Origin of the sequence: Arcicella rosea (assembly GCF_040543805.1) — a bacterium.
Classification (GTDB): domain Bacteria; phylum Bacteroidota; class Bacteroidia; order Cytophagales; family Spirosomataceae; genus Arcicella; species Arcicella rosea.
The window spans coordinates 237,075-262,543 of sequence record NZ_JBEUMS010000008.1 but is presented as its reverse complement, the minus strand read 5'-3'; the positions used below and the strand labels follow the sequence as shown (position 1 = coordinate 262,543).

20 protein-coding genes are annotated in these 25,469 nt (G+C 33.3%); 13 read left to right on the top strand and 7 right to left on the bottom strand.

Annotated elements, in window-relative coordinates; translation table 11 throughout:
- Window positions 1–80: 80 nt before the first annotated feature.
- The 4 genes from ABID42_RS12850 to ABID42_RS12835 all read left to right on the top strand — a co-directional run bounded on the left by ABID42_RS12850 (window position 81) and on the right by ABID42_RS12835 (window position 2,725).
- Window positions 81–329: a hypothetical protein gene (locus ABID42_RS12850; protein ID WP_367283989.1), complete on the top strand. Its 249-nt coding sequence runs from the start codon at window positions 81–83 to the stop codon at window positions 327–329.
- Between the two features lie 149 nt (window positions 330–478).
- Window positions 479–1,081, top strand: coding sequence for a hypothetical protein (locus ABID42_RS12845; RefSeq protein ID WP_367283988.1), 603 nt, complete (start codon window positions 479–481; stop codon window positions 1,079–1,081).
- 105 nt (window positions 1,082–1,186) lie between these two features.
- A complete protein-coding gene (locus ABID42_RS12840; protein WP_367283987.1) occupies window positions 1,187–2,020 on the top strand; it encodes a helix-turn-helix domain-containing protein in 834 nt (277 codons plus the stop codon).
- A gap of 72 nt (window positions 2,021–2,092) precedes the next feature.
- Window positions 2,093–2,725: a cupin domain-containing protein gene (locus tag ABID42_RS12835; RefSeq protein ID WP_367283986.1), complete on the top strand. Its 633-nt coding sequence runs from the start codon at window positions 2,093–2,095 to the stop codon at window positions 2,723–2,725.
- Window positions 2,726–4,100: 1,375 nt separating this feature from the next.
- Here ABID42_RS12835 and ABID42_RS12830 read toward each other — a convergent pair.
- The 7 genes from ABID42_RS12830 to ABID42_RS12800 form a co-directional block, all read right to left on the bottom strand.
- A complete protein-coding gene (locus ABID42_RS12830; RefSeq protein ID WP_367283985.1) occupies window positions 4,101–4,706 on the bottom strand; it encodes a trimeric intracellular cation channel family protein in 606 nt (201 codons plus the stop codon).
- 277 nt (window positions 4,707–4,983) lie between these two features.
- The gene (locus tag ABID42_RS12825; protein WP_435521476.1) at window positions 4,984–6,297 is read right to left on the bottom strand and encodes an alpha/beta hydrolase family protein; all 1,314 of its coding nucleotides are present in this window, start codon (window positions 6,295–6,297) and stop codon (window positions 4,984–4,986) included.
- Between the two features lie 80 nt (window positions 6,298–6,377).
- Window positions 6,378–8,459 carry a VWA domain-containing protein gene (locus tag ABID42_RS12820; RefSeq protein WP_367283984.1) on the bottom strand — a complete coding sequence of 694 codons (2,082 nt, stop codon included), beginning with the start codon at window positions 8,457–8,459 and terminating at the stop codon, window positions 6,378–6,380.
- Window positions 8,460–8,696: 237 nt separating this feature from the next.
- Window positions 8,697–9,443 (bottom strand): 3-oxoacyl-[acyl-carrier-protein] reductase, encoded by a 747-nt coding sequence (fabG, locus tag ABID42_RS12815; protein WP_367283983.1) that lies wholly within the window; start codon window positions 9,441–9,443, stop codon window positions 8,697–8,699.
- 137 nt (window positions 9,444–9,580) lie between these two features.
- Window positions 9,581–10,501 carry an exonuclease domain-containing protein gene (locus ABID42_RS12810; RefSeq protein WP_367283982.1) on the bottom strand — a complete coding sequence of 307 codons (921 nt, stop codon included), beginning with the start codon at window positions 10,499–10,501 and terminating at the stop codon, window positions 9,581–9,583.
- A 233-nt stretch (window positions 10,502–10,734) separates the two neighbouring features.
- Window positions 10,735–11,811, bottom strand: a complete 1,077-nt coding sequence (gene pheA / locus ABID42_RS12805; protein ID WP_367283981.1) for a chorismate mutase — start codon at window positions 11,809–11,811, stop codon at window positions 10,735–10,737.
- A 96-nt stretch (window positions 11,812–11,907) separates the two neighbouring features.
- A complete protein-coding gene (locus tag ABID42_RS12800) occupies window positions 11,908–13,782 on the bottom strand; it encodes a DNA topoisomerase IV subunit B (RefSeq protein WP_323260778.1) in 1,875 nt (624 codons plus the stop codon).
- 345 nt (window positions 13,783–14,127) lie between these two features.
- Between ABID42_RS12800 and ABID42_RS12795 the strand changes: the two genes are divergently transcribed.
- The 9 genes from ABID42_RS12795 to ABID42_RS12755 are packed head-to-tail and all read left to right on the top strand — an operon-like array spanning window position 14,128 to window position 25,459.
- Window positions 14,128–16,659 carry a polysaccharide biosynthesis/export family protein gene (locus ABID42_RS12795; protein ID WP_367283980.1) on the top strand — a complete coding sequence of 844 codons (2,532 nt, stop codon included), beginning with the start codon at window positions 14,128–14,130 and terminating at the stop codon, window positions 16,657–16,659.
- Window positions 16,660–16,680: 21 nt separating this feature from the next.
- The gene (locus ABID42_RS12790) at window positions 16,681–17,769 is read left to right on the top strand and encodes a hypothetical protein (RefSeq protein WP_367283979.1); all 1,089 of its coding nucleotides are present in this window, start codon (window positions 16,681–16,683) and stop codon (window positions 17,767–17,769) included.
- Window positions 17,770–17,781: 12 nt separating this feature from the next.
- Window positions 17,782–18,609: an ABC transporter permease gene (locus ABID42_RS12785; protein ID WP_323260784.1), complete on the top strand. Its 828-nt coding sequence runs from the start codon at window positions 17,782–17,784 to the stop codon at window positions 18,607–18,609.
- Between the two features lie 34 nt (window positions 18,610–18,643).
- A complete protein-coding gene (locus tag ABID42_RS12780; RefSeq protein WP_367283978.1) occupies window positions 18,644–19,900 on the top strand; it encodes an ABC transporter ATP-binding protein in 1,257 nt (418 codons plus the stop codon).
- A gap of 47 nt (window positions 19,901–19,947) precedes the next feature.
- Complete coding sequence (locus ABID42_RS12775; protein ID WP_367283977.1) at window positions 19,948–21,024, top strand: DegT/DnrJ/EryC1/StrS family aminotransferase; 1,077 nt, start codon at window positions 19,948–19,950, stop codon at window positions 21,022–21,024.
- Between the two features lie 5 nt (window positions 21,025–21,029).
- Window positions 21,030–23,084, top strand: coding sequence for a glycosyltransferase family 39 protein (locus ABID42_RS12770; protein ID WP_367283976.1), 2,055 nt, complete (start codon window positions 21,030–21,032; stop codon window positions 23,082–23,084).
- A 33-nt stretch (window positions 23,085–23,117) separates the two neighbouring features.
- Window positions 23,118–23,801, top strand: coding sequence for a WbqC family protein (locus ABID42_RS12765; RefSeq protein WP_435521475.1), 684 nt, complete (start codon window positions 23,118–23,120; stop codon window positions 23,799–23,801).
- Between the two features lie 59 nt (window positions 23,802–23,860).
- Window positions 23,861–24,520, top strand: coding sequence for an acetyltransferase (locus tag ABID42_RS12760; RefSeq protein ID WP_323260794.1), 660 nt, complete (start codon window positions 23,861–23,863; stop codon window positions 24,518–24,520).
- A gap of 3 nt (window positions 24,521–24,523) precedes the next feature.
- Entirely contained in the window at window positions 24,524–25,459 is a 936-nt protein-coding gene (locus ABID42_RS12755) for a glycoside hydrolase family protein (protein WP_367283974.1), read from the top strand.
- Window positions 25,460–25,469: the final 10 nt, after the last annotated feature.

Here is a 25,469-nt window from a genome sequence, read left to right as displayed (position 1 = left end):
TTTGTAGAGACACAAATAATGGCAATAAGAATAAATAAATGTTTAAAAAATCCATCAAACCAATAAACCAAAATAATCAAATGAAAGAAAATAACAAACTCGCTGAATTAACATTAGAAGAATTACTAATAAAACAAAAAAAGGCAAAGGGTGCTGTTATAGGACTCGGCATCGTGATGGCAATTGCTTTAATTACTCTTATTTATCTTGCTATAAAAAGTAAAAATTATGTATTACTTGCTGTTGCTGGTGGTAGTGGTCTAACTTTTTTACCAAGTATTATTGCTCTAAAACAAATAGAAACTGAAATAAAATCACGAAAAAGCTAGATAAGCTATTGTTAATTGCCTCATTGCCATTGTTCGTATCACTACGAAATAATTCGATGAATTATTTGTGAAGACACAAACAATGGCAATGAGCTTTTGTATTTTACAACCAATAAAAACCTAAATAAACTCCAAACCCTATTTATTAAATGAAATTTTCAGAAGGTTTACAAAAAATACTTCCATTTGGTTATCTATTTCTTGTGGTAATGGGCATCTTGAAAGAGAGTGTTTTCTATTACCAAATCGGGATAAATATTTTGAAATACTCTACCATCATGGATATTTTGATTAGTCCGATTGCTACGCTTACCGCACATCCAATCATATTGATAGCCGTAATTTTGGTGATTGTTTTTGCTTATGCTTTTCCAACATACTTATCTAAACAAAGCCATAGAAAATGGATTCAGAAAATATCTGGTTTAAAAAGTAAAAATGAGTTAAGTAATGAAGAGCTTAGTGAAAATCTTACCAATTTATTCATTAAATATCTCACAATTAGCTTATTGGCATTCTTTCTTGGAATAGGAATTGGTGAAGGGATTGGCTTATCAAAGAAAATAATGAACAACAAAATAATGTATAACCAAAAGCTTAATTACAGCAGTGGCGATTCAGAGCAGATTTACCTGATAAGCTCAAACAGTGTCTATTATTTTTATCTTGCAAAAGGCAACAAAGCCATCAAAATCGCTCCAATAGGTGCAATAAAGAGTATTGAATTGACGAATAATAAAATGTTGAAATAGCACTTGGCTTACAGCTATCAATCAGTAATGTACCCTTATTAAACAAGAAATATAGATTGTATTTTTCCTAATAAATCTCAACAATGACATTAACGATTAAACGCTATGGCTCTTTACCAGTTTGCTCCAAGCCCAAGTTTAACCGAATTTGTTCGGGTGTATAGAGTTGTTCATTTTGTTTTTGAAGATATTACAAACATTCCTTACAAACCTTATCCGCCTAAACCTGAACATTGTCTAAGTTTTTATCCTCGTGATACCGAAACCGTTGAATTTGCTAACAAAGGAACGAAAATCAATAACCTAAAAACGGTTTTGATTGGGCAACAAAGTGAAGTAACCAATAGATTTGTCGGAAAAGATTTTTTAGTTTTTCAAGTAGTGTTTAGTCCAGGAGGTTTGTTTCGTTTGACGGGGATTCCCGCACAAGAACTCAACAATTGTTATATTGATGCCGAAACTATTTTTGGAAATGCCCTCAGAGAGGTAAATGACAAATTGAACGACGCTCTTAATTTCACGCAAATGGTTCAAGTAGTTGAATCATTTTTATGGAAACAAGTAAATAGCGGTGTGAAAGACTTTCATCGACTAGACCATGTGAGTAATCTAATCTTGAAATCAGAAAAAGGCTTGAATATAGAATGGCTTGCCAATGAATCATGTTTAAGTTTACGCCAATATGAAAGAAAATTCATCGAACGTATGGGCATTTCTCCACGCTATTTCAATAAAATTGCTCGCTTCGAAAATGCCTTCAGAATTAAGAATAAAGAACCTCATTTAGATTGGCTTTCTATTGCCATGCGTTGTGGTTACTACGATTATCAACACTTGGTGAAAGACTATAAAGAGTTTACCAACCAAACACCTACTGGTTTTCACTTGTTGGATAGTGGCTCTCCCGAAAGAAAATTTGGAGAATCCGACACCTACTAAAATGTCGTTTTTTTACCACCAAGCTCTTGGCTCTTCATCAGAGATTTGCATTGTTAATTAAACAATATAAACATGAAAAGAAAGCAATTTTTATTAACAAGCGCAGTGGCAATTCCCACTATCTTGATGAAGAACGATGTACTTGCCAAAAAAGTAGAACGTCCCAAAAAAGGTTTTGTCATAAAGGCAAACGAAAGTAGATTTGGTGAAAAAACATTGATAGGTGGCAAAAGTCCAAACAACATCAAGGTATCTCAAAAAGATACGAACAACGACCTAACGGTTTTTGAGTATATCGGAAACGAAAAAGGAGGTCCTCCGCTTCATGTACATCCCAATCAAGACGAAATATTTTTTATTGTAGCAGGAGAATACCTCTTTCAAGTTGGGGAAGATAAGCATACTTTAAAAGCAGGCGATACCATATTTTTACCTAGAACCATTCCCCATACTTTTGCACAGCTTTCAGAGACGGGTAAAATGTTCTTTCTTTTTCAGCCATCGGGCAAAATGGAAGATTTTTTCAGAGCACTCGGAAATTTAACTGCTCCACCCAGCCCCGAACAGGGAGCAAAAATATTTGCAGAACACGATATAAGTGGTTGGGCCACCTTTACAATACTAATATTCCCTCCCGTTTCGCTTATTACACAAAATGAGGCTGAACCTAAATACAGCACCACTAAATCGCTTTTAGGAGGCTAATATTTTAGGTTCAGCCTCATCACTACTGCACTTTATTAAGTAACTACCGCCTTTACACAAATCACTACAGCATTATATCAAGTAACTACCACCTTTGAACAAATCACTACAGCATTTTATCAAGTAACTATCACCTTTGAACAAATTACTACAGCATTTTATCAAGTAACTATCGCCTTTACACAAATCACTACAGCATTTTATCAAGTAACTACCGCCTTTGTACAAATCACTACAGCATTTTATCAAGTAACTACAGCATTTGAACAAATCACTACAGCATTTTATCTATTAACTACCACCTTTGCACAAATCACTACAGCATTTTATCTATTAACTACAAGCTTTGCACAAGTCACTACAGCATTTTATCAAGTAACTACAGGCTTTGCACAAACCACTGTTATCTATGTTCAATTGGCAACTAATTAGAGTTGGTGTTTTTTTTGAATTGGAAAGACAAGCACTAGCGTATTTTTATTATTCGGTAGGGTTTTGAGAAAATGGAGGTGATTGATGTTTTGTAGTAATGTTTTGTAAAATGAAATATGGTATTGACAAAAAGCTGATTGAGTTTTTATGAGTAAGTATTGTAAAGATAAAGAAGATTTCTAGGATGACTTAATCAATTAAAAGTAAAGAAAATACCCATATCATGCCACATGAATAAATTACATACAAGATTATGACTAAGCAATTTATTAATTTGACTAAAAACTTATTTTTATCTGTTTTAATCAAAGACAAATCAAAAGGAATGACACTAAACTCCTTTTCCCTAATGTAAACTCCAACTGTGGTTTATAAATATGAATTTTTCGTTGGGGAATAGTTTCATATCGTTTTTTACAAAAATATTTATTTAACATTTTATATAACAGCGTAAAAATACCTATTCTACAAATTGTCCAATCCCGAAGGGATGACAGGATTATAGAAAAAAGAGTAAGATATTGTTCCTAAAACCCCGGAGGGGTGATACATACATATCATTATATCACCCTTTCAGGGTTAGTATTTTCCTCAATTTTGTTATCTATAATTCTACCATCCCTTTGGGATTTTGATTTACGCCTTTGAATTTATGTTGATAAATCAATTATATAATTGCGTGGAAAGTATTGATTCTTATTTTAATCCCGAAGGGATGGCAGGATTATAGAAAAAGCAAGATATTGTTCCTAAAACCCCGAAGGGGTGATACATACATATCATTATATCACCCTTTCTGGGTTAGTGTTTTCCTCAATTTTCTTATCTATAATCCTAACATCCCTTCGGGATTTTGATTTAGTCTTTAATAATTCTGAAGAAATGACAGAATTATTAAAAAATGAACAATTGATAATCTTTAGGCTTAACCATTCAAAACGCTTTAACCTCCTCTCGGCAAAGAAATATTCTTTTTAACAGCCAATATTCGAATTCCGAAGATGATAAGGATGGTAAATAAATCTATCAATTCATTTGGCTGAGCAATTTGTTTCATCAAGAAATAACATAAACCGCCGATGATACAAGGTGTTGCATAAATAACTTCTTTTCTTAGAAGATATGGTATTTCATTTAATAAAATATCACGAATTAATCCTCCAAAACAAGCGGTGATTGTTCCTAAAATAATACAAGCTGACATGTCTAATTGGATGGCTAATCCTTCTTGAATACCTCTTAAAGTAAAGAAACCTAAACCAAGCGAATCAAAAAGGGTTAGTGTTTTATCTATTTTGTCGATATGATTTTTTAAGAGGATTGTTAGGATGAAAGTACCTGTAATTAACAAAATGACCGAAGAATCTAACAGCCATCGCACTGGCAAATGACCAATTAACATATCTCGAATTGTTCCTCCGCCAATGGAAGTAACAAAAGCAATAACCAGTAAACCAAAAATATCTAATTGCTTTCGAATGCCTGCTAAAGTACCTGAAATAGCAAAAGCTATTGTTCCGCCTATATTGATAATTGTGAAAAATTCCATTTGAATAGCTATTTGTAAAACATGTATTATCCATATTTTTCGTCAAAAATAGGTAGATATTAGAAGATTTCAGAGATTTTTGTTATTTCTCTAGTCCTTACTTTTCTTTCCTTGATGAAAGAAAAGTAACCGCAGCGGCGAACCGCCTCGCTATCGCTCAAACAGTAGGAATTCGTTACTCATCAATCATAAAAAGGCGGTCAAAAAAATAATTTTGACCGCCTTTAAATACAAAAAAAACGAGATTATTCATTTTAAATATTTCTACAAAATTAAGCTATTTTGCTGGCACTTCGTGCAGTAATTCTAAGCCAACTGATGAGCGTGGAGGAAAACCTGTCCAGTTCTTTTCATTAGAATTAGGTTGAAGTAATAAGTATTTACCAAAATCTTGGTGTTTGAGTTGAATACCCAAAAAAGCTGTTACAAAATGTTGATTGATATTATTAATATGTCGTTCGTTCCAAGCTGGTTCTGAATAATGAGCATAATCTCTTGCACGTTCTGGTTTATAAGATTCCGCTGGAGGAGGATTCGGCGCTACATTATGGCGAGCATTCATATAAGTCAATAAATAACGTTCGCTATTGACAGTCCCTTTATAAATCGCTTTGATGCCATCTTCATAACCAGAAATATCATCTTGACTACCTGCTACAAAAAATGTTGGCACTTTCAAACCTTTTAATCCTTCGGCATCCCAAACACCACGTTGCATTCCCCAAGGAGCAAAAGCTACTACTGCTTTGATACGTTCGTCTTGCGAAGCGATAAATTCAGAATTCCCTGCTGTACGTACTTCAATGGCTTTACTCCCACCCGTCATAGTAGTAAATAAAGTAGCTGCTTGCTGACTATAACCAGCACCTGCTGCATTCAAAACGCCATAACCACCCATTGAATAGCCTATCAAAGCTGTATTGTTGACATCTGCCAAACCTTCCAGAAAACTCTTATTCTTTGGTTTAGCTAGTTCAGCTATTTGATTGAGCGTAAATAAAATATCCTTGCCACGATTCAATAAAGTACTTTGAAAAGGTGAAGCATCACGATAAGTAGATTCCGTATGGTCTATTGCCACCACTACATAACCTTTTGACGCTAAATTCTCAGTCAAATACGTCATTAATAATCTTGAACCCAAATAACCATGTGAAACCACAATCAAAGGAAATGCACCAATGCCTGTTTTAGGTTTAGCATCACGAGCGGCTCTTCCTGAAAACTGAAAGGGAATCAAAGGTCGTTTTGGATCGTTTGATACTCCAAATACTTGGTCATAAGCTACGACTTCTTTTTCATTATCGGCTAAATTAGCAGGATACCAAACTTCTACTTTTAAAGGTCTGTCATAGATTGCATCTACTCCTGCTTTAGATTTAAGTACATCTACTTGTCCTTTATGAACAAATTCAAGCGTCCTTACTCCAACTTTATATTCTCCTCTGGCTGATAATTCAGGAGCATCGGGTAGTGCGTCGCCAAAAATATAAGAATCAGGATTTTGAGCTTGTAAGTTGGTTTTGCAGACAAATAAAACCAGTAACATTAATACAGCTATTTTTAGCCGTTGAGGAGTATTTTTTTTCATAGTTTTTTGAGATGAATTGTTTTCAAAGATTGCATAAAAAAAATAAATTCAGCCTGGCATTGACTGAATTTATTATACATTTAATATCCTCCTAAATACTTTCGCATTACCCACTCTGCCGTGAGAAGCGTCAGAATTAAGAAAAATATCCAACGAAGATTTATCATTTCTTTCAAGTCTTCCGTAGCTTCTATTTTATCAGGTACTTCATGACTTAAAATCTTTTGTTTCAGTTTTTCAAAATCATTCTTTTGAACAAACAAAGCACCTGTTTTATTAGATAATTGTCGGAGTACATCAAAATCTGCGGTAAGATTAATGTTTTCAATTTGTAAATCTTGAATCACAAATTCTCCTGTTGATTGTTCCGATTTTCCCAAAACAGTAGCACTCGCATTAAAACGATAAACTCCAGCCGGTAAGCCACTGATTTCAAATTTTGTATTATCTGCCGAAGTAGAATAAGTATAATTTCTAGTAAAACCTTTTTCGTCTTTGATAGTCAGTTTAATCGGCAAATTATACAGTTTCTCGTAAATGGCATTGTAAATTTCTGTTTCAAAAACTACTTTTTCGCCTAATGATAAAGGTGTTTTTAAAGGATAAACTCTGAGTTTTCGTTTGTCATCTTTGGCAGAAATATATTGCAATACTTTAGAGATAACATCATCAATCACTACTTGTTTTTCACTCAATTGATATTCCTCTAAACGCCAAGCCCAAAGTCCTTCTCCTGTAAAAATGGCAGATTTTTTAGCACCGATATTCATTGCCAAAAGTGGTTTCTGTGTTTGAACAGCCCCTACTCTTTGATACAACAATACTTCTGAATTCGGCAATAAAGTATAATCACCAAAAGGCACTGAAATTTGTGGAAACTTGGTAATGATATTCATTTGTTCCGTTTCAAAATTCAGTACTTTAAAATTATTATTGAAAATTCCTGTTACTTTATCGCTTTCACCAAAATCTGCATTGATTTGCATTACTTGGTTTAATTGATTCAAATTATTTACTCCAGACTGATTTCCCATCACAAAAAAAGTAGGAATTCCTTTGTCTAAAAGTGGTTTAAAGACGTTAGAGAAAGTATTGTAAGCATCTGGCAATTGATGTAAAATCATCAAATCGTAAGCTTTTGTAATTTCTGGATTCGCATTTTCTGTCAGGATTTTTACATCCAACTCATAGTTTTCATTTTTCTCGATGATACTCTTCAAAGCCTTTACATCTGGATGCGGTGCTAATGCCAACAATAAAATTTTCTCTTTTCCATCAATTACTTCGATATAAACTTCCTGACGATTATTTCTGTTTGAAAACTCTCCTGATAAAAAATCAACTTCAACCGTAAGATGCTGTACGCCAATTTGGGTGGCAGTAGTATTGAAAGTAAGCGTTTTTAAATCTTCTTTTTGATTGAAAGTAATTGTTTGTTTTTCTAAAACTTTTGCTCCTTGTTTTAGATAGACGTTAGCTGTTTTTCCTTCAAAACCGAAAGAAGTAATATCCGTTTGCACAGGAAATTTATTACCCAAATAAGCTATTTTATTGGCATAAACAGTTTTAACAGCAATGTCTTTTTTAGGAATGGTATCGCCCAAACCAACAGTATGTACAGGAAATTTAAAGGATTCAGAAGCGGGAGCTATTCCTTCGTTGACAATCCCATCTGAAATCAAGACGACATCGGTTAGATTTTGGTCTTCAAAAGTATTTTTAATGCCCGAAAGTAAATTTGAAAGGTTTGAAGTTTTTTGTTTGAATTGAAGTTTTTCTAGGTTCTGAGTATTTTCTTCATTGAAAGTAGCAAAGGCTACTTCATAATCTTTTTCTTGAAGGCTTTCCTTTAAATCATTCAGATTTTTTTTCAAATCTTCCAATACCTCTGCTCCGACAACATTCATCGATTGTGAATTATCAATTGCCAAAACCACCGTTTTCTTTTGAATCTTCTGACTTACTTGTCGGATAAGAAAGCTCAACAAAAGCATACTTAAAATACTTACAGCCAAAAACCTGAAAGTAGCCATTAAGTAATTTTGAGTTTTCGTCCAGTTTGTGTTTTTCTGATACAACACAAAAGCATACAAACCTGCCAATAAAAAACAAAGTGGAATAAACCAAGGAGAAGATTGAAAGAGAAAATCGAATTTCATCATGTGCGTTGTTTGTTGTCTCTTATCAAAATTATTTAGTGATTGAGTGAATTGTGAATTAGTGAATTAGTGAATTAGTGAATTAGTGAATTAGTGAATTAGTGAATTAGTGAATTAGTGAATTCAAAGTCTATTTTAAAAAAGAAAGTTCTCGAAAATCATTTTATTTTTCCAAAATAATTCACTAATCCACAACTCACTAACTCACAATTAAATCTCACTCATTCACTAAATAGCTAACTAGGTAAGCATTCCACCATCTACTTGCAATACTTGTCCTGAAATATATTTTGACATATCAGAAGCCAAGAAAACACAAGCGTCAGCTACTTCTTCAGGTTGTCCGCCACGCTTCAATGGAATTGATTTTTTCCATTCTTCTGTAGCAGCAGCGTTCAATTCGCCAGTCATTTCAGTTTCAATAAAACCCGGAGCGATAGCATTTGAACGAATATTTCTTGAGCCTAATTCTAAAGCAACTGATTTTGTAAAACCAATAATACCCGCTTTAGATGCCGCATAATTTGCTTGTCCAGCATTTCCACGAATACCCACCACCGAAGTAAGGTTGATGATAGAACCAGCTTTGGCTTTCATCATTGGTTTTGTAGCTGCTTTTGTTAAGTTGAAAACAGATTTCAAGTTTACTTGGATAACAGAATCCCATTGTTCCTCTGTCATTCTCATTAATAAACCGTCTTTAGTGATACCTGCATTGTTAATCAACACATCGATTCCACCAAAATCAGCAACAACTGAATTCATCAATTCTTCAGCTTGCTTATAATCAGAAGCATCCGAACGATAACCAATTGCTTTTATTCCTAAAGCAGACAATTCTGCTTCTAAAGCCTGTCCTTTTTCTACAGATGAAAGATAAGTAAAAGCAACATTTGCCCCTTCTTGAGCCATTTTGAAGGCAATTGCACGGCCGATGCCTCTTGAAGCACCCGTTACCAAGACTACCTTGTTTTGTAATAAAGCCATTTATTTTGAATTAATTGTTATTTCCAAAGTTCAAAAATAACATAACGCCCCAAGACCACAAAATTATATGCTTATCTTTCATATAATAAAGTCGTCGTATTAGTTATACGTTATTGGCGAAATTTTAAAAAACCTCTTTATTCATTCAAAAACTTGGTGAATTGTTCTTCATTAAGCGTTTTAACACCATAAGTAATAGCATCAATTTTTTTGGGGCAAATTTCATTAGTAGAAGTCTCTCCTACTATCAAATAATTGGTTTTGGCAGTTACATTTTTAACATAAATCCCTCCTAAAGCTCTTATTTTTTCTTTAATTTCATAATGTTTAAAATATTGAAAAGCTCCAGTTACGGCTATGTTTCTACCTAAGAAAGGGCTTGCTCCTAATTTGATACATTTACTTTGCTGAACATGGATTGGACTGATAAAAACTACCTTATCTTTTGCCTTTTTTAATTTTAAAAAGACATTTCCGCACAAATAAACATCTTTAAAAACATTTCTTTTTTTTACTTTTAAACGCAAATGTTTTGCAAGTGTTGGCAATTGAAAATCAGGGAAAACCCAAGTCTTTTTTGAATTGAGATAAGTACAGTAAGTAGCAAATGGAGGGATAGGTAAATGAGCATTATTAAGTGCTGACTTAAGTGCTCCAATGTTAAAATCAATAAAATGCGCTACTATTTTTTGATTGGAAATGTAAGGGTTTAGTTCTTCCCAAACTTCAGAAAACGAGTCGGCATCTTCTAAAATTTGCTTAGAAAAATAAGGACTTTGATAATAAATTGGGTTTATGTTAAAAGGATTTGGACGAACATACCAATGCTTTTTTTCAACAATCTTATTGTTTTTGATGGCAATAATCGCAATCGAAAAAATACTATCCAATGCTACGTTTGCTGTTTTAACATCTAAAACCACATAATCAAATTCATAAGATTTTGGTTTCTCTGTGGATTTTGTAGTTAAACTGTTGGAAACAACAATCTGTTTTTCTAAAGATGTCTTAGGTTCAACTTTCTTCAGGAGTGCGAAAACTTTATTAAAGAGTGTCATAGAATTATTGATTAAGATAAGCGTATAATTTTCAATTATTAACTTCAAAAATAGCATTCATCCTAAAAAAACAAAATACTTTGACAAGTATCTTTATTTCAATCGCTTAATATTTATTATTCGGTAGTTTTTTGAATATTTTTTGATAAAAATTCAAATGAAAATCTGTAAAAACAAAAAAGCGACAATTCATTTAATGAATCGCCGCTTTGAATATTTATTTAAATTCTAGCCTAAACTGTTTTAACATAACTTCCTAACCATTTAATTTCTGAAGCATGTTTCGCCATAATTTTCTGAACACTCTCATCTAAGAAATAGCCATCAAATTCCATCAAAAACCAGAAATTAAATTGCTCGCCTTCTTTTATAGGGCGACTTTCTATTTTCAAAAGGTTAATTCCTTGACTTTCAAATTCTTGTAAGAAACGAACAAGTGTTCCGGGCTTACCATCTTCTGGTAATTTGGCAATGATTGTCGTTTTATCGTTTCCACTTTTTTGATTGATAAAATCTTTACCAATGATAAAGAACCGAGTACGGTTTTGCGCTGAATCTTGAATATTATCAAATAGGATTGGCACATCAAATAATTTTGCAGCGATATGCGAACAAATTGCCGCTGAGTCAGTTTCCAAACCAGCCAATTTCGCTGCTTTTGATGTTGAATCTACTTGTACAAAAAAATCGTCTTCTTTACCGCCAAAGTAATCGTTCAAGAATCGCTCGCATTGCCCAAATGCAATATCTTTTGAATAAATTCTTTTAATATCTGATAATTTTTCAGCTTTGGTTGCAAAAGTAAAGTGTACAGAAATCACTACTTCTGAAACAATTTTCAAATCTGTTTCATTGAGTAAATCAATCGTTTCTTTTACAATTCCTTCCAAATTGTTTTCGATAGGTACAACACCAAATCTTGCACGACCCGTATCAACACTTTCAAAAACTGAACGAATATTAGGCAAAGCCAAATAGTCGCTCATTGCGCCAAATCTACTTTCAGCGGCTTGGTGTGTAAAACTACCTTCTGGACCTAAGTAAGCAATTCTTTCGGGTAATTCTAAATTACGAGAAACTGCAAAAATTTCTAAATAAATCGCCTCGATAGCGGCTCTATTTAATAACCCATTGTTGGCAGCAGCTAGCCTATCAACAATCTGTTTTTCTCGTTCAGGACGATAAATAACAGTTTGAGTTTGTTTTTTTAACTCACCAACTTGTTTTACAACATCCATACGCTTATTGAGAATTTCAAGCATTTGGTCGTCGAATGAGTCAATTTGATTTCTTAATTCTTCGAGAGACATTTTTGACAATATTAGATTGAGAATGTTAGGATTATGTGAATTAATGAACAGATAATCACAATTCACGCAATCATTAATTCACTCACCTATTTTAATTTAAGCCGCTAATTCGGCTGGATCTTTTTCAATAATCAGGTTTTCTATAATAAATTTCTGACGGTCAGGTGTATTTTTCCCCATGAAGTAAGTCAAAATTTTAGGTATCGTAGTATCTTTTGTTAGAATTACTGGTTCTAAACGAATATCATCATTGATGAATTTCCCAAATTCTTCAGGCGAAATTTCACCCAAACCTTTAAATCGAGTAATTTCTGGTTTTGGACTTAGCTTTTCGATAGCATTCAAACGTTCTTCATCAGTGTAGCAATAAATAGTTTCCTTTTTATTTCTTACTCTAAACAAAGGCGTTTCTAAAATGTACAAATGTCCATTTCTTACTAAATCTGGGAAAAACTGTAAGAAGAAAGTCATCATCAACAAACGAATGTGCATTCCATCCACATCGGCATCAGTGGCGATAATAATTTTATGATAACGCAATCCTTCTAAACCTTCTTCAATATTCAGCGCATGTTGAAGTAAATTGAATTCTTCGTTTTCATATACAATCTTTTTTGTCAGACCGAAACAATTTAAAGGTTTACCTCTTAAACTAAATACCGCTTGACTTTGTACATTTCGAGATTTCGTAATTGAACCACTAGCAGAATCCCCTTCTGTGATAAAAAGCATAGACTCATAACGGTTATCAGCTTTTTCATCAGTCAAGTGAACTCTACAATCTCTTAATTTTTTGTTGTGTAAATTAGCTTTTTTGGCACGTTCGTTGGCAAGTTTTTTAATTCCAGCCATGTCTTTACGTTCACGTTCAGATTGCTCAATTCTTTTCTTGATAGCATCTGCCGTAGTTGGATTTTTGTGTAAGAAATTATCAAGATTTGTTTTGATAAAATCTCCAATAAAACTTCTAACCGACTGTGAGCTTGAATCAGGCGACATATTATTTGAGCCTAATTTGGTTTTTGTTTGAGATTCAAAAACAGGTTCTTGCACACGAATGGCAATTGCACCAACAATACTTGCACGAATATCTTCAGGCGCATAATCTTTTTTATAAAACTCACGAACAGCACGAACAATTGCCTCACGAAAAGCCTGCAAGTGCGTTCCACCTTGCGTAGTATTTTGTCCGTTTACAAAAGAGTAATATTCTTCTCCATACTGATTTCCATGCGTCAAGGCTACTTCAATATCCGAACCTTTTAAGTGAATAATTGGATAGCGACGTTCTTCTTCAGCAGAATACTTACTCAATAAATCAAATAAACCATTTTGGGAATAATATTTTTGTCCATTGAAATTGATGGTTAAACCAGCATTCAAATAAGCATAATTCCAAATAAGATTTTCTAAGTATTGAGGGATATAATGATAGTTTTTAAAAATCGTATTATCAGGTTCGAATATTACATAAGTACCATTTCTAGCATTTGATTCCGTTCCATCTGGCGATTCAGCAATTAGTTCACCTTGTTTAAATTCAGCCCATTTGGTTTTTCCTTCACGGAATGATTGTACTTTGAAATAAGAAGAAAGGGCATTCGTAGCTTTAGTACCAACTCCATTCAAACCAACAGATTTTTGAAAAGCACCAGAATCGTATTTACCACCCGTATTAATTTTAGAAACACAGTCGATTACTTTTCCTAAAGGAATTCCACGACCATAATCACGTACTTCTACACGATGATCACTAATTTTAATTTCGATTGTTTTTCCATTTCCCATCATGTGCTCATCGATAGAGTTGTCCATGATTTCTTTTACTAAGACATAGATACCATCATCAATAGAGGAACCGTCTCCTAATTTTCCGATATACATACCCGGACGAAGGCGAATATGCTCTTTCCAGTCAAGAGAGCGGATATTATCTTCGGTGTATTGTACAGAAGTAGGGTTTGTTGACATATTCAAAGCAAGGGTTAATACTTTCTAAAATTTGTTGTGAAACAATTTTTATCAAAAACAATTAAAACTACTAATAAACTTCCAAGAGATAAAGTTATCAAAAATTGTACGTTTCCTCTATTCTACTTATCAGTGAAACAAAGCTACAAAAACATTAAGAATTTATAAAATTAGCATAATTTAATCTTAGAACAGATAATTAATGTTAGAGGAGGTCGTTAGAAATTACTAAAAGTTGTTTTACTTTGCACTTTGTTTAGAATTAACTTCTATTGTCAATAAGATTAAATTGGTAGAAAAGTAATCCTTTTAAACCCAAAGGCAACAAATTATATGTTCAAAATCATGCAAGCAAACGATTGCTCTAACAAAGTAGGCACACGATTTATTTCTTCACACTTAAGTAAATTTATTGTTTCTGCTCTTTTCCTGTGTCTCACTTTTTTATCAAATGATGGTAATTCACAAAACTTCACACTTGGAGACCTACAAAATTTAGCACTTCCAATGCAAGGAAGTAAAATTTCGACTTCTTCAGCAAAATCTCCAAATGTTGACCCTAGAAAAGTAAATGCTACTGCAAATGCAAAATCTTCTAGTGATTCTTTAAAAGCAAAGGCTACCGGTAGTGTTGTAAGTGCGGCAGATTCAGCTAGTGCAGCTTATAAAAAGAAAATTTTTGGGATTAACATGTTTAATAATCCGAATATCACTTTTGAAAGCTCTTTGAACATTCCAACACCCAAAAATTACATCTTAGGAGCAGGCGATGAATTGGTTATTGACATCAATGGTTATTCAGAAGAACATTATACACTTCCAATTACTCCTGAAGGTTATGTAAAAATTGCTAAGGTTGGGAATGTGTTCGTAAGCGGTATTTCTATCGAAGAAGCGAAAAAAAGAATTATAGACAGACTTTCTAAAATTTATGTAGGTTTAAGACCTTATGGAGGAGCTCCAGCCAATACAACTGCGACAATATCTTTGGGTAGTATTAAAACCATTAGAGTTTCTGTTTTGGGTGATGTAGTAGCACCTGGTACATATTCTATTTCTTCTTTATCAAGAGTAATGAATGCTCTATACTTATCGGGCGGACCAAATGAAAATGGTACTTTCCGTGAAATCAGAGTAATTAGAGACCGCAAATTAATCGCTCAGCTCGATTTATATGATTTGTTGACAACAGGTAATTTACGCCAAAACGTTGGTTTACATGACCAAGATATTATCCAAGTAGGTTCTTACAAATCAAGGGTAGAAATCATCGGTGAAGTTAAAAAACCTGCGGTTTTCGAAACGTTACCGAGTGAAAGTTTAGAGAAAATCATCAACGAATATGCCAATGGTTTTACTCCAATGGCTTACAAATCAGTATTAAAAGTTCAACGTATTACTGAAAAAGACAGTAAATTGATTGATTTAAGTAATGATTTGTTATCATCATTTTACCCAAAAGCAGGCGATGTTATCACTGTTGAAAAAGTATTGATGAATAGAATTGAAAATGCAGTAACCTTAGAAGGTGCTGTTTTCAGACCGGGTAAGTTTTCAATTAACGATAGTCCAACCCTAACAAAGTTGATTAAAAGAGCCGATAGTTTTAGAGAAGATGCCTTTTTAGGAAGAATTTCTATCGTCAGACTTCGTGATGATTTAACGAAAGAAAACATCTCTGTTAATTACAATGACATTCTTTCAGGCAAAAGCCCTGACATTGCCCTTCATCGTGAAGACATCGTTACCGTTTATTCAGTAGTAGAATTGATGGAAAAATACACAGTACGTATTCAAGGTGAAATTAATTTAAAAGAAGATGCCCCTTTAACAAGTGCTATTGAAAAAGGCTCAACAGCAGTTTCAGAAACCCCTGGTGAAAACCCTAACAATGAATCACCTATTGGTACTTTTCCATTTTTGCATAATATGACGGTGGAAGATTTAGTTGAAAAAGCTGGTGGTTTAAAAGAATCTGCAGCTACAGGTAGAATTGAGGTAATTAGAAGAAAGAAGAATATTGGAAAAGATGACCCTTCGCAAATTACATCTACAATTGGCGAGCGTTTTAATTTTGCCATCAACAGTAATTTATCAATTGACCCAAGTGCTTCAAAATTTATTTTAGAACCATTTGATGAAGTATTTGTTCGTTCGTCTCCAAACTACGAAAAGCAACAATTTATTTCAATTGAAGGACAAGTTACTTTCCCTGGTGTTTATGGCTTAGAAAGAAAAAATGAACGTATTTCTGAAGTTATTACTCGTGCAGGCGGATTAAATGCTCAAGCTTATCCAAAAGGCGCTACATTGGTTCGTAAATTCAAAATAAGCAAACAAGAAGCTGATAGAAAAAGCGAGCAAATGAGTGAATTATCTGATAATACAACTGAAGCTAGTGTTAAAGTAAAATCGGTAAAAGAAGAAACATCTGAATCAATTGGAATTGATTTAGTGAAAGCCTTAGAACAACCAAATTCTTCAGCTGATATGCTCTTGCAAGACGGTGATATTATCAAAATCCCTAAAGAACCACAAACAGTAAGAATGCAAGGAGAAGTTTTGTACCCAACATCAACGAGATACGTTGAAAGCTTGCCTTTCAAACATTATATTTCTGAAGCTGGAGGTTTTACAGAATTATCATCACGCAAACGTTCTTATATCATTTACGCAAATGGCTCTGTAGATAGAACAAGAAAGTTTTTAGGTTTGATAAATATCTATCCAAAAGTTCAACCGGGTTCTGAAATCGTAGTACCAAGCTTGAATATCAGACAAGGTGCTTCACAACAAGCATTACAAACGATTCAAACACTTACGATGGGCTTAACAAGTGTTGCTACTCTTTTCGCACTTATCAGAACTTTTAAATAATATTATAATTCAGGATTTAAGATGTCAGCAAAACAACATACATCATTACCAGAAGATCAATTTTCGCTTGAAGACATAGTTTTAAAAGTCATAAAATTAAAACAGTTAATTGTAGCTAATTGGAAAATTGTCACAATTGCCACGTTCATAGGTATGGCTTGTGGTTTATCTTGGGAATTAATCACCAGAAAACCTCCCGTTTATACTTCCAAAATTCTATTTAATATGGAAAATGGTGGTAGTTCTCCATCAGGTGGACTATCAGATTTGGCAAGTGCTTTTGGTGTAAATACAGGGGCAGCTCCTTCTTCTAATTTGTTTGTTGGAGAGAACTTCAATGAACTTATCAGAACTAAAAATCTTTATAACCGAGCATTACTTACTAAAGTGAAAGTAAAGGGTAAAGATGAAATTTTCGCCAACTATTTTTTACGTAAAAGTGGTATTCGTGAAATTGAAATGGAAGATGATGAAGAGATTCAAAACTTTCAATTCAAACATAGTAATTACAAAGAATGTACTGTTAAAGAGAAAGCTCAGTTAAGGAATATTCAAAACTTTTTGATGCCTCTAACTGATATCGCTAACGAAAGTAAAAAAGCATCTTTTGTTACTTTGACGGTTATTACAAGAAACGACACATTATCTTATGTATGGTCATATCTTTATCTGAAAACCATTACAGATTTTTATATTGAAACCAAAACCAAAAAATCTAAAGATTTACTAGTATTGGTTGAAAACAGAGTAGATTCTTTGAGAAAAGAACTGTATCGTACTCAGGGTGCAGCGGCAAAATTTGCAGACCAAAACCAACAAGTAATTGTTCAACAAGGATTGGTTCAGCAACAACGTTTGGCTACGAACAGCTCGCAATTACAAAGTTTATATTATGAAGCTGTAAGAAGCTTAGATAATATGAGGTTTTCGATGGTAAAAGAATCTCCACTTTATAGCATTATCGACGATGCTGAGTTACCTTTTCCGAAGGAGACCGACAGAATAACAAAAGGAACAATTATTGGAACCGTTTTAGGATTATTGCTTTCGATTTTATACGTTGTCTTTTCGAAAACAATGGGTAAAATAACTAATAAAGTAGAAGAGTAATTATTTAAAAATATGCAAGAAACAGTTATCGAGTCAGGTAGGTCAGAAAAGTATTATTGGCAAGATTTGTGGAGATTTAGAGAATTACTTTACATTCTGGCAATTCGAGATATTACCGTAAAGTATAAACAAACATTTGTAGGAGTTGCTTGGGCTATTTTTCGCCCAGTACTTACGGTATTAGTCTTTGTTTTTGCTTTTGATAAAGTAGCCAAAATAGAAAGCCATTCTACAATACCCTTACAAATCATTATTTTTACTGGTGTTATTTTTTGGAATTTCTTTGCCATGTCATTCCAACAAGTAAGCAATAGTATTACTGGAAATGCTAATTTGGTATCCAAAGTTTACTTTCCAAGATTATTGATGCCATTGAGTGCAGTAGCAGTACCTTTACTTGATTTTATTGTTGGTTTTGTAGTTATGATTCCATTTCTAATTTACAAAGGATATACACCAACAATCAATATTTTATTTGTTCCAGTATTTCTATTTTTAGCGTTTTTTGCTTCATTTAGTTTAGGCGTAATTTTTGCCTCTCTAAATGTTCAATTTAGAGATTTCCAGCAAATTGTACCTTTGGTAGTTCAATATGGTTTTTTTGTTTGTCCAGTAGCTTATCCAATATCATCCTTAAAAGATTTCTCTTGGTATCCAATCTATCAATGGTTAAATCCATTAGCGGGAATTATAGAAGGCTTTAGATGGTGTTTAATTCCAAATTATACAGATTTCGAATGGAATAGTTTTATCCCAACCATCATATTTGTAACCTTAACCACTACGCTGGCAATCATTTTTTTCCGTAAAAAAGAGAATTCTTTTGTGGATTACATTTAACATTATTTGCATAATGTAGAAAAACCCTCTGAAAATGACAGTAATTGAAGCTGAAAATATAAGTAAAAAATACATTATCGACCACATCAAAAGTAATGCGAAAGCGAATACACTCAGAGAGGTAGTAACAGATAAGTTAAAAAATATATTCAATAAAAAAACTGAAGAACAAATAAGCCACGAAGAATTCTGGGCTTTGAAGAATGTTAGTTTTAAAATTGAGCAAGGTGACAGGGTTGGCATTATTGGTTCGAACGGAGCTGGTAAATCAACAATGTTAAAAATCTTGAGCAGAATTACTGAACCTACCGAAGGGAAAATCAAGATTAAAGGAAGAGTTGCTAGTTTACTTGAAGTTGGAACTGGCTTTCATCCAGAACTTTCTGGGCGTGAGAATATCTATTTGAATGGTTCAATCTTGGGAATGAAGCGAGAAGAAATCAAAAAACATTTTGATGCCATCGTGGATTTTGCTGGAGTAGAAAAGTTCTTGGATACTCCGGTGAAAAGATACTCTTCTGGAATGTATGTTCGCCTTGGTTTTGCCATTTCTGCTCATCTTGAGCCTGAAATTTTGATTGTAGATGAAGTATTAGCAGTAGGCGATGCTGAATTTCAAAGAAAATGTTTAGGCAAAATGAAAGATGCTTCTAGCTCTGGAAGAACCATTCTTTTTGTAAGCCATAATCTCACTGCTGTACAAGGACTTTGCAACAAATCTATGTACATGCAAAAAGGTAAATTACTTGAAATGGGTGAAACCAACCAAGTATTAGCTACCTATTTAAGTCATGTTCAGAAGACAGAATTAGAATCTAGTTGGACAAAACCAGAAGACGCTCCAGGAAACGATAAAGTTAGACTCAAAAAGGTAAAACTTACTCCAGACTATCAAGGTAATTTAAAACATATTGATGTTAGAACATCATTTAAGATTCAAATTGAATTTTGGAACATGGTCGATAACATTAACGCCAATATAAGTTTACATCTAAATTCTTTAACGGGTGAATGTATCTTTAATATTGGTACACCATCCTTAGAACTGAGAAAAGGCGTAATTTATGCTGAATGTGAAATTCCTTCTGATTTTATGAACGATGGTTCATATTCAATATCATTGATGATTGTTCAAGATAAATCAATCGTAATTCATAATTTCGGTGAAGTATTAGTTTTTGAAATTGAAGATTATCGTGAAGGAACAGCTTGGTACGGAAAATGGCCAGGTTATATTAGACCAAAAATCAACTTTCCTATTACTCAACTTGAACTAGAAAATGTTAGCTAGGAAAAGGTTATTAAAACTCATTAATTCTTTTCCTTTAACATCAACAAATGATAAACGTTACAAAAACATATTTACCTCCCATTGAAGAGTACCAACAATATGTAAAAGGTATTTGGCAGAGAAATCAATTAACTAATAACGGCCCATTAGTTCAGGAATTAGAAAAAAAGCTTAAAGAATATCTTGGCGTAAAACATTGCTTTTATGTAAGCAACGGAACTATTGCAATACAAATAGCACTGAAAGTACTGAATATTACCAAAGAAGTAATTACTACACCATTTTCTTATTGTGCTACTTCTCATGCGATTGTATGGGAAAATTGTACGCCTGTGTTTGCAGATATTTCGCCTGATGATTTTTGTATTGACCCTTCAAAAGTAGAACAATTAATTACTGAAAATACCGAAGCTATTTTAGCCACTCACGTATATGGAAATCCTTGTGAGGTAGATACATTGGCTGCTATTGCTCAAAAGCACAACATAAAATTAATTTATGATGCTGCCCATGCTTTTGGCGTAAAAGTAAATGGTACTTCATTATTTAATTTTGGCGATATAAGTACTTGTAGCTTTCATTCCACAAAAGTATTTCACTCGACAGAAGGTGGTGCTATTTTTACGGATGATGACCAATTAGCGTATTTGATTGATAGTTACAGAAGCTTTGGACATAAAAGTGATAACTATTATACCATTGGTATTAATGGAAAAAATTCGGAATTTCATGCTGCAATGGGCTTATGTGTATTGCCTAAAGTAAAGGAAATTGTAGAAGCTAGAAAAAACATTTTTGCTTTGTATGATAAACTGTTGAACTGGGATAAATTAACGAAGCCTAAAGTAAAACTCCCTATAGAAAGTAACCATGCGTATTATCCTATTTTCTTTGAATCTGAAGAGGTTTTATTGAAAGTAAGAACAGCATTAGAAATTGAAGACATTTTTCCAAGACGCTACTTCTACCCTTCTTTAAGTACATTAAAGTTTGTAACAGCAGAAAGTAATTGCCCAGTTTCTGATGATGCTGCTCCAAGAGCAATGGCTTTACCGCTTTATTATGATTTAGCCCATACTGATGTTGAAAGAATTAGTACGATAATTAATAACACTATTTCATAAAGAATATGACTTTCTTGTATCCTATCATATTTGCCATTTTCATTGGTTTTGTATTTAGAGTATCGGCAAGAGTTTGTCAGAAATCATTAATTGATCTCATTATTATTGCCTACATTGTTTTCTGTGGAAGTGTTATTCTAACAGGTTTTACCCTTTCTGAAATTCATAAAATGAATGATAGAAGGTTTTGGGCAATCGGAGTATTTATTCCTGCTTTTATTTTCTACATTCAATTCACAAAATTTTTCGGGAAAGATAGAAACGAAAACTTTACTGTCTTTCAAATGATAGGTAGCCAAATTCAGGCAGTTTGGAATTGGTTTGGGAATCTTTCGGTATTCTTAAAATGTATTTTCGCTGGGCTTTTCATTAGTCTTGGGATTATCGAAATAACCAACTTCATTTTAATTTGCTATACTCCTCCTAATGAATGGGACAGTATGACAGGACATTTGAATCGACTTTTGTATTATCTTCAACACAATACAATGTCCCATTTCGGTGGAACAAACTGGAACATCGACAGCTATCCAAGAAGTGCCTGTACGATTCAAATTTATAATTATTTAATGTCTGGTAAAGTTGAAAATTGGTTCAAAGCCATTCATCATACTGCTTACTGGATGATTGGTTTTGGCGTTTTTGGTATTGTTAGAAGTATCAGCAAAAACCTAACGGCTAGTTTCTTTTGCGCCTTAGTCGTGTTATTACTACCTGATGTTTTAAAACAAACAATTACGACTGAATCTGATATTGTACTTGCTTCATATTTAGCTTGTTTGGTTTATTTTCTATTCAGTTTTAACGAAAAGAAAAAAAGAAGATATCTTTATTTGGCTGGGTTTAGCTTTGGCATTGCACTTGGTCATAAAATAACTTTTGTGTTTTCTCTTCCACCTGTTTTCTTGATTTTACTTTACACTGTTTTCAGAGATGACGAAAAAAGTAATTTCCTTCGCCTTACTTTTGCGCATTTTAAACATTTAGTTGTTGGCTTTGTTTTAGGCTTTTTGCTATTTGCACTTCCTGCTGGATACATAGAAAATATTCAAGAATATCATCATCCAATTGGACCTCCAACGGCTTTAAAACATCAGTCTGTTGATAGAGCAGGTTCAAAAACCAATCTTATCAAACAAGGTTCTCGCAATGTTTTAAGATACAGTATTGATTTAATTAATTTAGATGGTTTGAGAAACTGGGAAGCAGGCGAACAGTTAAATAAGGTCATGAAAAAACCAATTATTTGGTTTGAAAGAAATGTTTTAAAAACACGTTTAGAAGCCGAAAAAGATTTTACCATCGTTCCATTTACTTATCATAAAAGGTTTGAGTTTTATAATATGAGTCCCTATTGGGGAATTTTTGGCTTTGGTTTAATTCTTCCTTTGGTATTAATGGTGCTTTTCCGTATCATAAAAGCAAAAGCTGTTTACTATTATTTAGGACTAGCTTTTACGCTACACTTTATTGCGCTATGTTACACCGCAGCTTACGACCCTTGGAAAGGACGATACATGATAAGCAGTGCCATTTTTGCTGTACCTTTTTTGGCTTTACTTTTTACAGAACAATATTCTATTGAGAAAACAAAGCATATCTTTTTAAAAGCCTATGTTGGTTTTGTTGTAATTATTGGAATCGCTTCTGCTCTTTCATCTACCTTTTTAAATTATAGATGTCTTCCTTTTAGTGCTTATGGTAGAAAGTCAGCGTTTGATATGACGAGAATGGAAATATTAACAGAAGCAAGACCAGATATAACCAAAGCTTATGAGAATTTCAATAAAATAGTTCCGCAAGATGCAACTGTTGCTCTGGCAACCATCAACGATGACTACGAATATCCATTATGGGGAGATAAACTTACCAGAAAATTAATTGTCATCAATCCTTTTGAACAAGGTTTACGCCCAATTCCTAAAGAAGCTGATTATTTATTCTTTGCTAAAAGTGTCATTAAACCCAAAATTGGCGACATTCGTTTGGGAACAGATACAACCATGACTAAAAATGTAATTGTAAAAGGTGAAGATTATTACCTTAGAAAATTGCATTAATTACTTTAATAATCGATTATGAAAATTGCAATTATGCAACCCTACATATTCCCATACATTGGGTATTTTCAATTAATTAATGCTGTTGATAAATTTATCATTTATGATGATGTAAATTATATCAACAAAGGTTGGATTAATCGGAATAGAATACTTGTAAATGGCAAAGACAGCTTATTTACGATTCCATTGAAAGAGGCAAGTCAGAATAAATTAATTAATGAAATTGTAGTAAATTGGGATGAATCGTGGAAAAGTAAATTTCTAAAAACCATCGAACAAAGCTATAAAAAAGCACCATTTTACTTGGATGTTCTTCCATTAATTGAAAAAACTATCAGCATAAACCACACTACTATTTCTGAAGTAATTACACTAAATTTAAAATTAGTCAACGAATATCTCGACATTAACACTGAAATAATAAACAGTTCAAGCATTTACAATAACACTCATCTAAAAGCCCAAGACAGAATTATTGATATTTGTTTGCAAGAAAAAGCAACAACTTACATCAATCCGATTGGTGGCTTGGAATTGTATGATAAATCTGTTTTCAAAAATCAGGACATGGCATTGTTTTTTATTAAAAGTAAAGCATGTACTTATAAACAATTTAAAAATGAGTTTGTACCTTGGCTTTCAATTATTGATGTTTTGATGTTTTGTTCGAAAACGGAAGTCAAAGAATATCTAAATAACTTTGAATTAGTTTAGCTAATATTTATTACTTCTGAAAAAATCAGTGGTTCACCACTCAAAAAATACCTTAAAAAATGGCAAAAGTAGTAGTTTTCGGAACTGAATTAGTGGCGGAATTAGCCCACTATTACTTAACAAATGACTCTGAGCACGAAATTGTTGCTTTTACTGTCAATCAAGAATATATCAAAGAACCCACTTTTTGTGGTCTTCCAGTAGTAGCTTTCGAAGAAGTTACTACGCTCTTCCCTCCTGCTGAATTTAAGTTTTTCGCTCCGCTTTCAGAACGAAAAATGAATCAAATTAGGGCAAAAATCTATCAAGAAGCAAAAGATAAAGGCTATGAATTTATTTCATACATCAGCTCGAAAGCAACAGTTTTAACCGATAAAATTGGCGAAAACTGTTTCATTTTAGAAGATAATACTATTCAACCTTTTGTAACAATTGGCAATGATGTAGTACTTTGGTCGGGCAATCATATTGGTCATCACAGTGTTATCAAAGACCATGTGTATTTTACTTCCCACATTGTACTTTCAGGACGTTGTATTGTTGAACCTTATTGCTTTTTAGGTGTAAATGCTACCATCAGAGACGGAGTACATTTAGCAGAAGGAACGCTCATTGCAATGGGAACCAACTTTACAGGCAAAAAATCCGATGAATGGAGTATTTATAAAGGTAATCCTGCGGAAAAAGCAAAAATTTCAAGTAAAGACATTAAATTATAATTTATGAAGTGGATAAAAAAAGGACTCATCTACAAGCCCGATGGTAAATTTGGTTGGAATCAAACGCATGCGCATGTGCTTTGTGCTGATACTAGTTTCGAGGATAAATTACGCATTCATTATTCTACACGTGATGAAAAAGGAAGATGTATTGCTTCGTTTTTAGACCTAAATCCGAACAATTTATCAGAAGTACTTTATGTTCATGACAAACCAACTTTAGCACTAGGTAAAGCAGGAACATTTGATGATTGTGGTATAATGCCAACATGGTTTCTGAATCATCCTAATGGCGAAAAATGGCTTTATTATATCGGTTGGACAGTCAGAAATACTATTCCATATCATAATTCAATTGGCATTGCAAAAAGTACTGATGGCTTGAACTTCACAAAAATGTTTGAAGGACCAGTAATTCATACCATTGCCACAGAACCACTTTTTAATGGAAGTTGCTGTGTTTTATTTGACAAAGGACTTTTTAAAGTATGGTATCTAAACTGTACCGATTGGTATAATGCTCCCGATGGCAAAATTGAACCTTGCTATCATTTAAAGTATGCCGAATCTGTAGATGGCATTAATTGGGTTCGTCAAGGTAAAATTGCTATTGATTATAAAGATGAAGTTGAAGGCGGTATTTCAAGACCTACAGTACTGATTGAAGATGGTATTTACAAAATGTGGTATTCTTACAGAGCAATTGACGATTATAGAACTAATACCGAAAGAAGTTATAGAATTGGTTATGCCGAATCTCAGGATGGAATAGATTGGACCAGACTAGACGAACAAGTAGGAATTGATATTTCTGAAAGTGGTTGGGATGCTCAAATGATTGAATATCCATTAGTCATTAATCACAAAGGAGAAAAAATAATGTTTTATAACGGAAATGGCTTTGGCGCAAGCGGTTTTGGTTATGCTGTTTCAAAATAAACATATCAAA

What these genes read in the sequence shown, in the direction of transcription:
- ABID42_RS12800 (WP_323260778.1), bottom strand. Translation starts at nt 13,782, where the DNA reads ATGTCAACAAACCCTACTTCTGTACAATACACCGAAGATAATATCCGC.
- ABID42_RS12775 (WP_367283977.1), top strand. Translation starts at nt 19,948, where the DNA reads ATGATAAACGTTACAAAAACATATTTACCTCCCATTGAAGAGTACCAA.
- ABID42_RS12820 (WP_367283984.1), bottom strand. Translation starts at nt 8,459, where the DNA reads ATGATGAAATTCGATTTTCTCTTTCAATCTTCTCCTTGGTTTATTCCA.
- ABID42_RS12790 (WP_367283979.1), top strand. Translation starts at nt 16,681, where the DNA reads ATGTCAGCAAAACAACATACATCATTACCAGAAGATCAATTTTCGCTT.
- ABID42_RS12780 (WP_367283978.1), top strand. Translation starts at nt 18,644, where the DNA reads ATGACAGTAATTGAAGCTGAAAATATAAGTAAAAAATACATTATCGAC.
- ABID42_RS12795 (WP_367283980.1), top strand. Translation starts at nt 14,128, where the DNA reads ATGCAAGCAAACGATTGCTCTAACAAAGTAGGCACACGATTTATTTCT.
- ABID42_RS12810 (WP_367283982.1), bottom strand. Translation starts at nt 10,501, where the DNA reads ATGACACTCTTTAATAAAGTTTTCGCACTCCTGAAGAAAGTTGAACCT.
- ABID42_RS12845 (WP_367283988.1), top strand. Translation starts at nt 479, where the DNA reads ATGAAATTTTCAGAAGGTTTACAAAAAATACTTCCATTTGGTTATCTA.
- ABID42_RS12755 (WP_367283974.1), top strand. Translation starts at nt 24,524, where the DNA reads ATGAAGTGGATAAAAAAAGGACTCATCTACAAGCCCGATGGTAAATTT.
- ABID42_RS12825 (WP_435521476.1), bottom strand. Translation starts at nt 6,297, where the DNA reads ATGAAAAAAAATACTCCTCAACGGCTAAAAATAGCTGTATTAATGTTA.
- ABID42_RS12840 (WP_367283987.1), top strand. Translation starts at nt 1,187, where the DNA reads ATGGCTCTTTACCAGTTTGCTCCAAGCCCAAGTTTAACCGAATTTGTT.
- pheA (WP_367283981.1), bottom strand. Translation starts at nt 11,811, where the DNA reads ATGTCTCTCGAAGAATTAAGAAATCAAATTGACTCATTCGACGACCAA.
- ABID42_RS12850 (WP_367283989.1), top strand. Translation starts at nt 81, where the DNA reads ATGAAAGAAAATAACAAACTCGCTGAATTAACATTAGAAGAATTACTA.
- ABID42_RS12785 (WP_323260784.1), top strand. Translation starts at nt 17,782, where the DNA reads ATGCAAGAAACAGTTATCGAGTCAGGTAGGTCAGAAAAGTATTATTGG.
- ABID42_RS12765 (WP_435521475.1), top strand. Translation starts at nt 23,118, where the DNA reads ATGCAACCCTACATATTCCCATACATTGGGTATTTTCAATTAATTAAT.
- fabG (WP_367283983.1), bottom strand. Translation starts at nt 9,443, where the DNA reads ATGGCTTTATTACAAAACAAGGTAGTCTTGGTAACGGGTGCTTCAAGA.
- ABID42_RS12760 (WP_323260794.1), top strand. Translation starts at nt 23,861, where the DNA reads ATGGCAAAAGTAGTAGTTTTCGGAACTGAATTAGTGGCGGAATTAGCC.
- ABID42_RS12835 (WP_367283986.1), top strand. Translation starts at nt 2,093, where the DNA reads ATGAAAAGAAAGCAATTTTTATTAACAAGCGCAGTGGCAATTCCCACT.
- ABID42_RS12770 (WP_367283976.1), top strand. Translation starts at nt 21,030, where the DNA reads ATGACTTTCTTGTATCCTATCATATTTGCCATTTTCATTGGTTTTGTA.
- ABID42_RS12830 (WP_367283985.1), bottom strand. Translation starts at nt 4,706, where the DNA reads ATGGAATTTTTCACAATTATCAATATAGGCGGAACAATAGCTTTTGCT.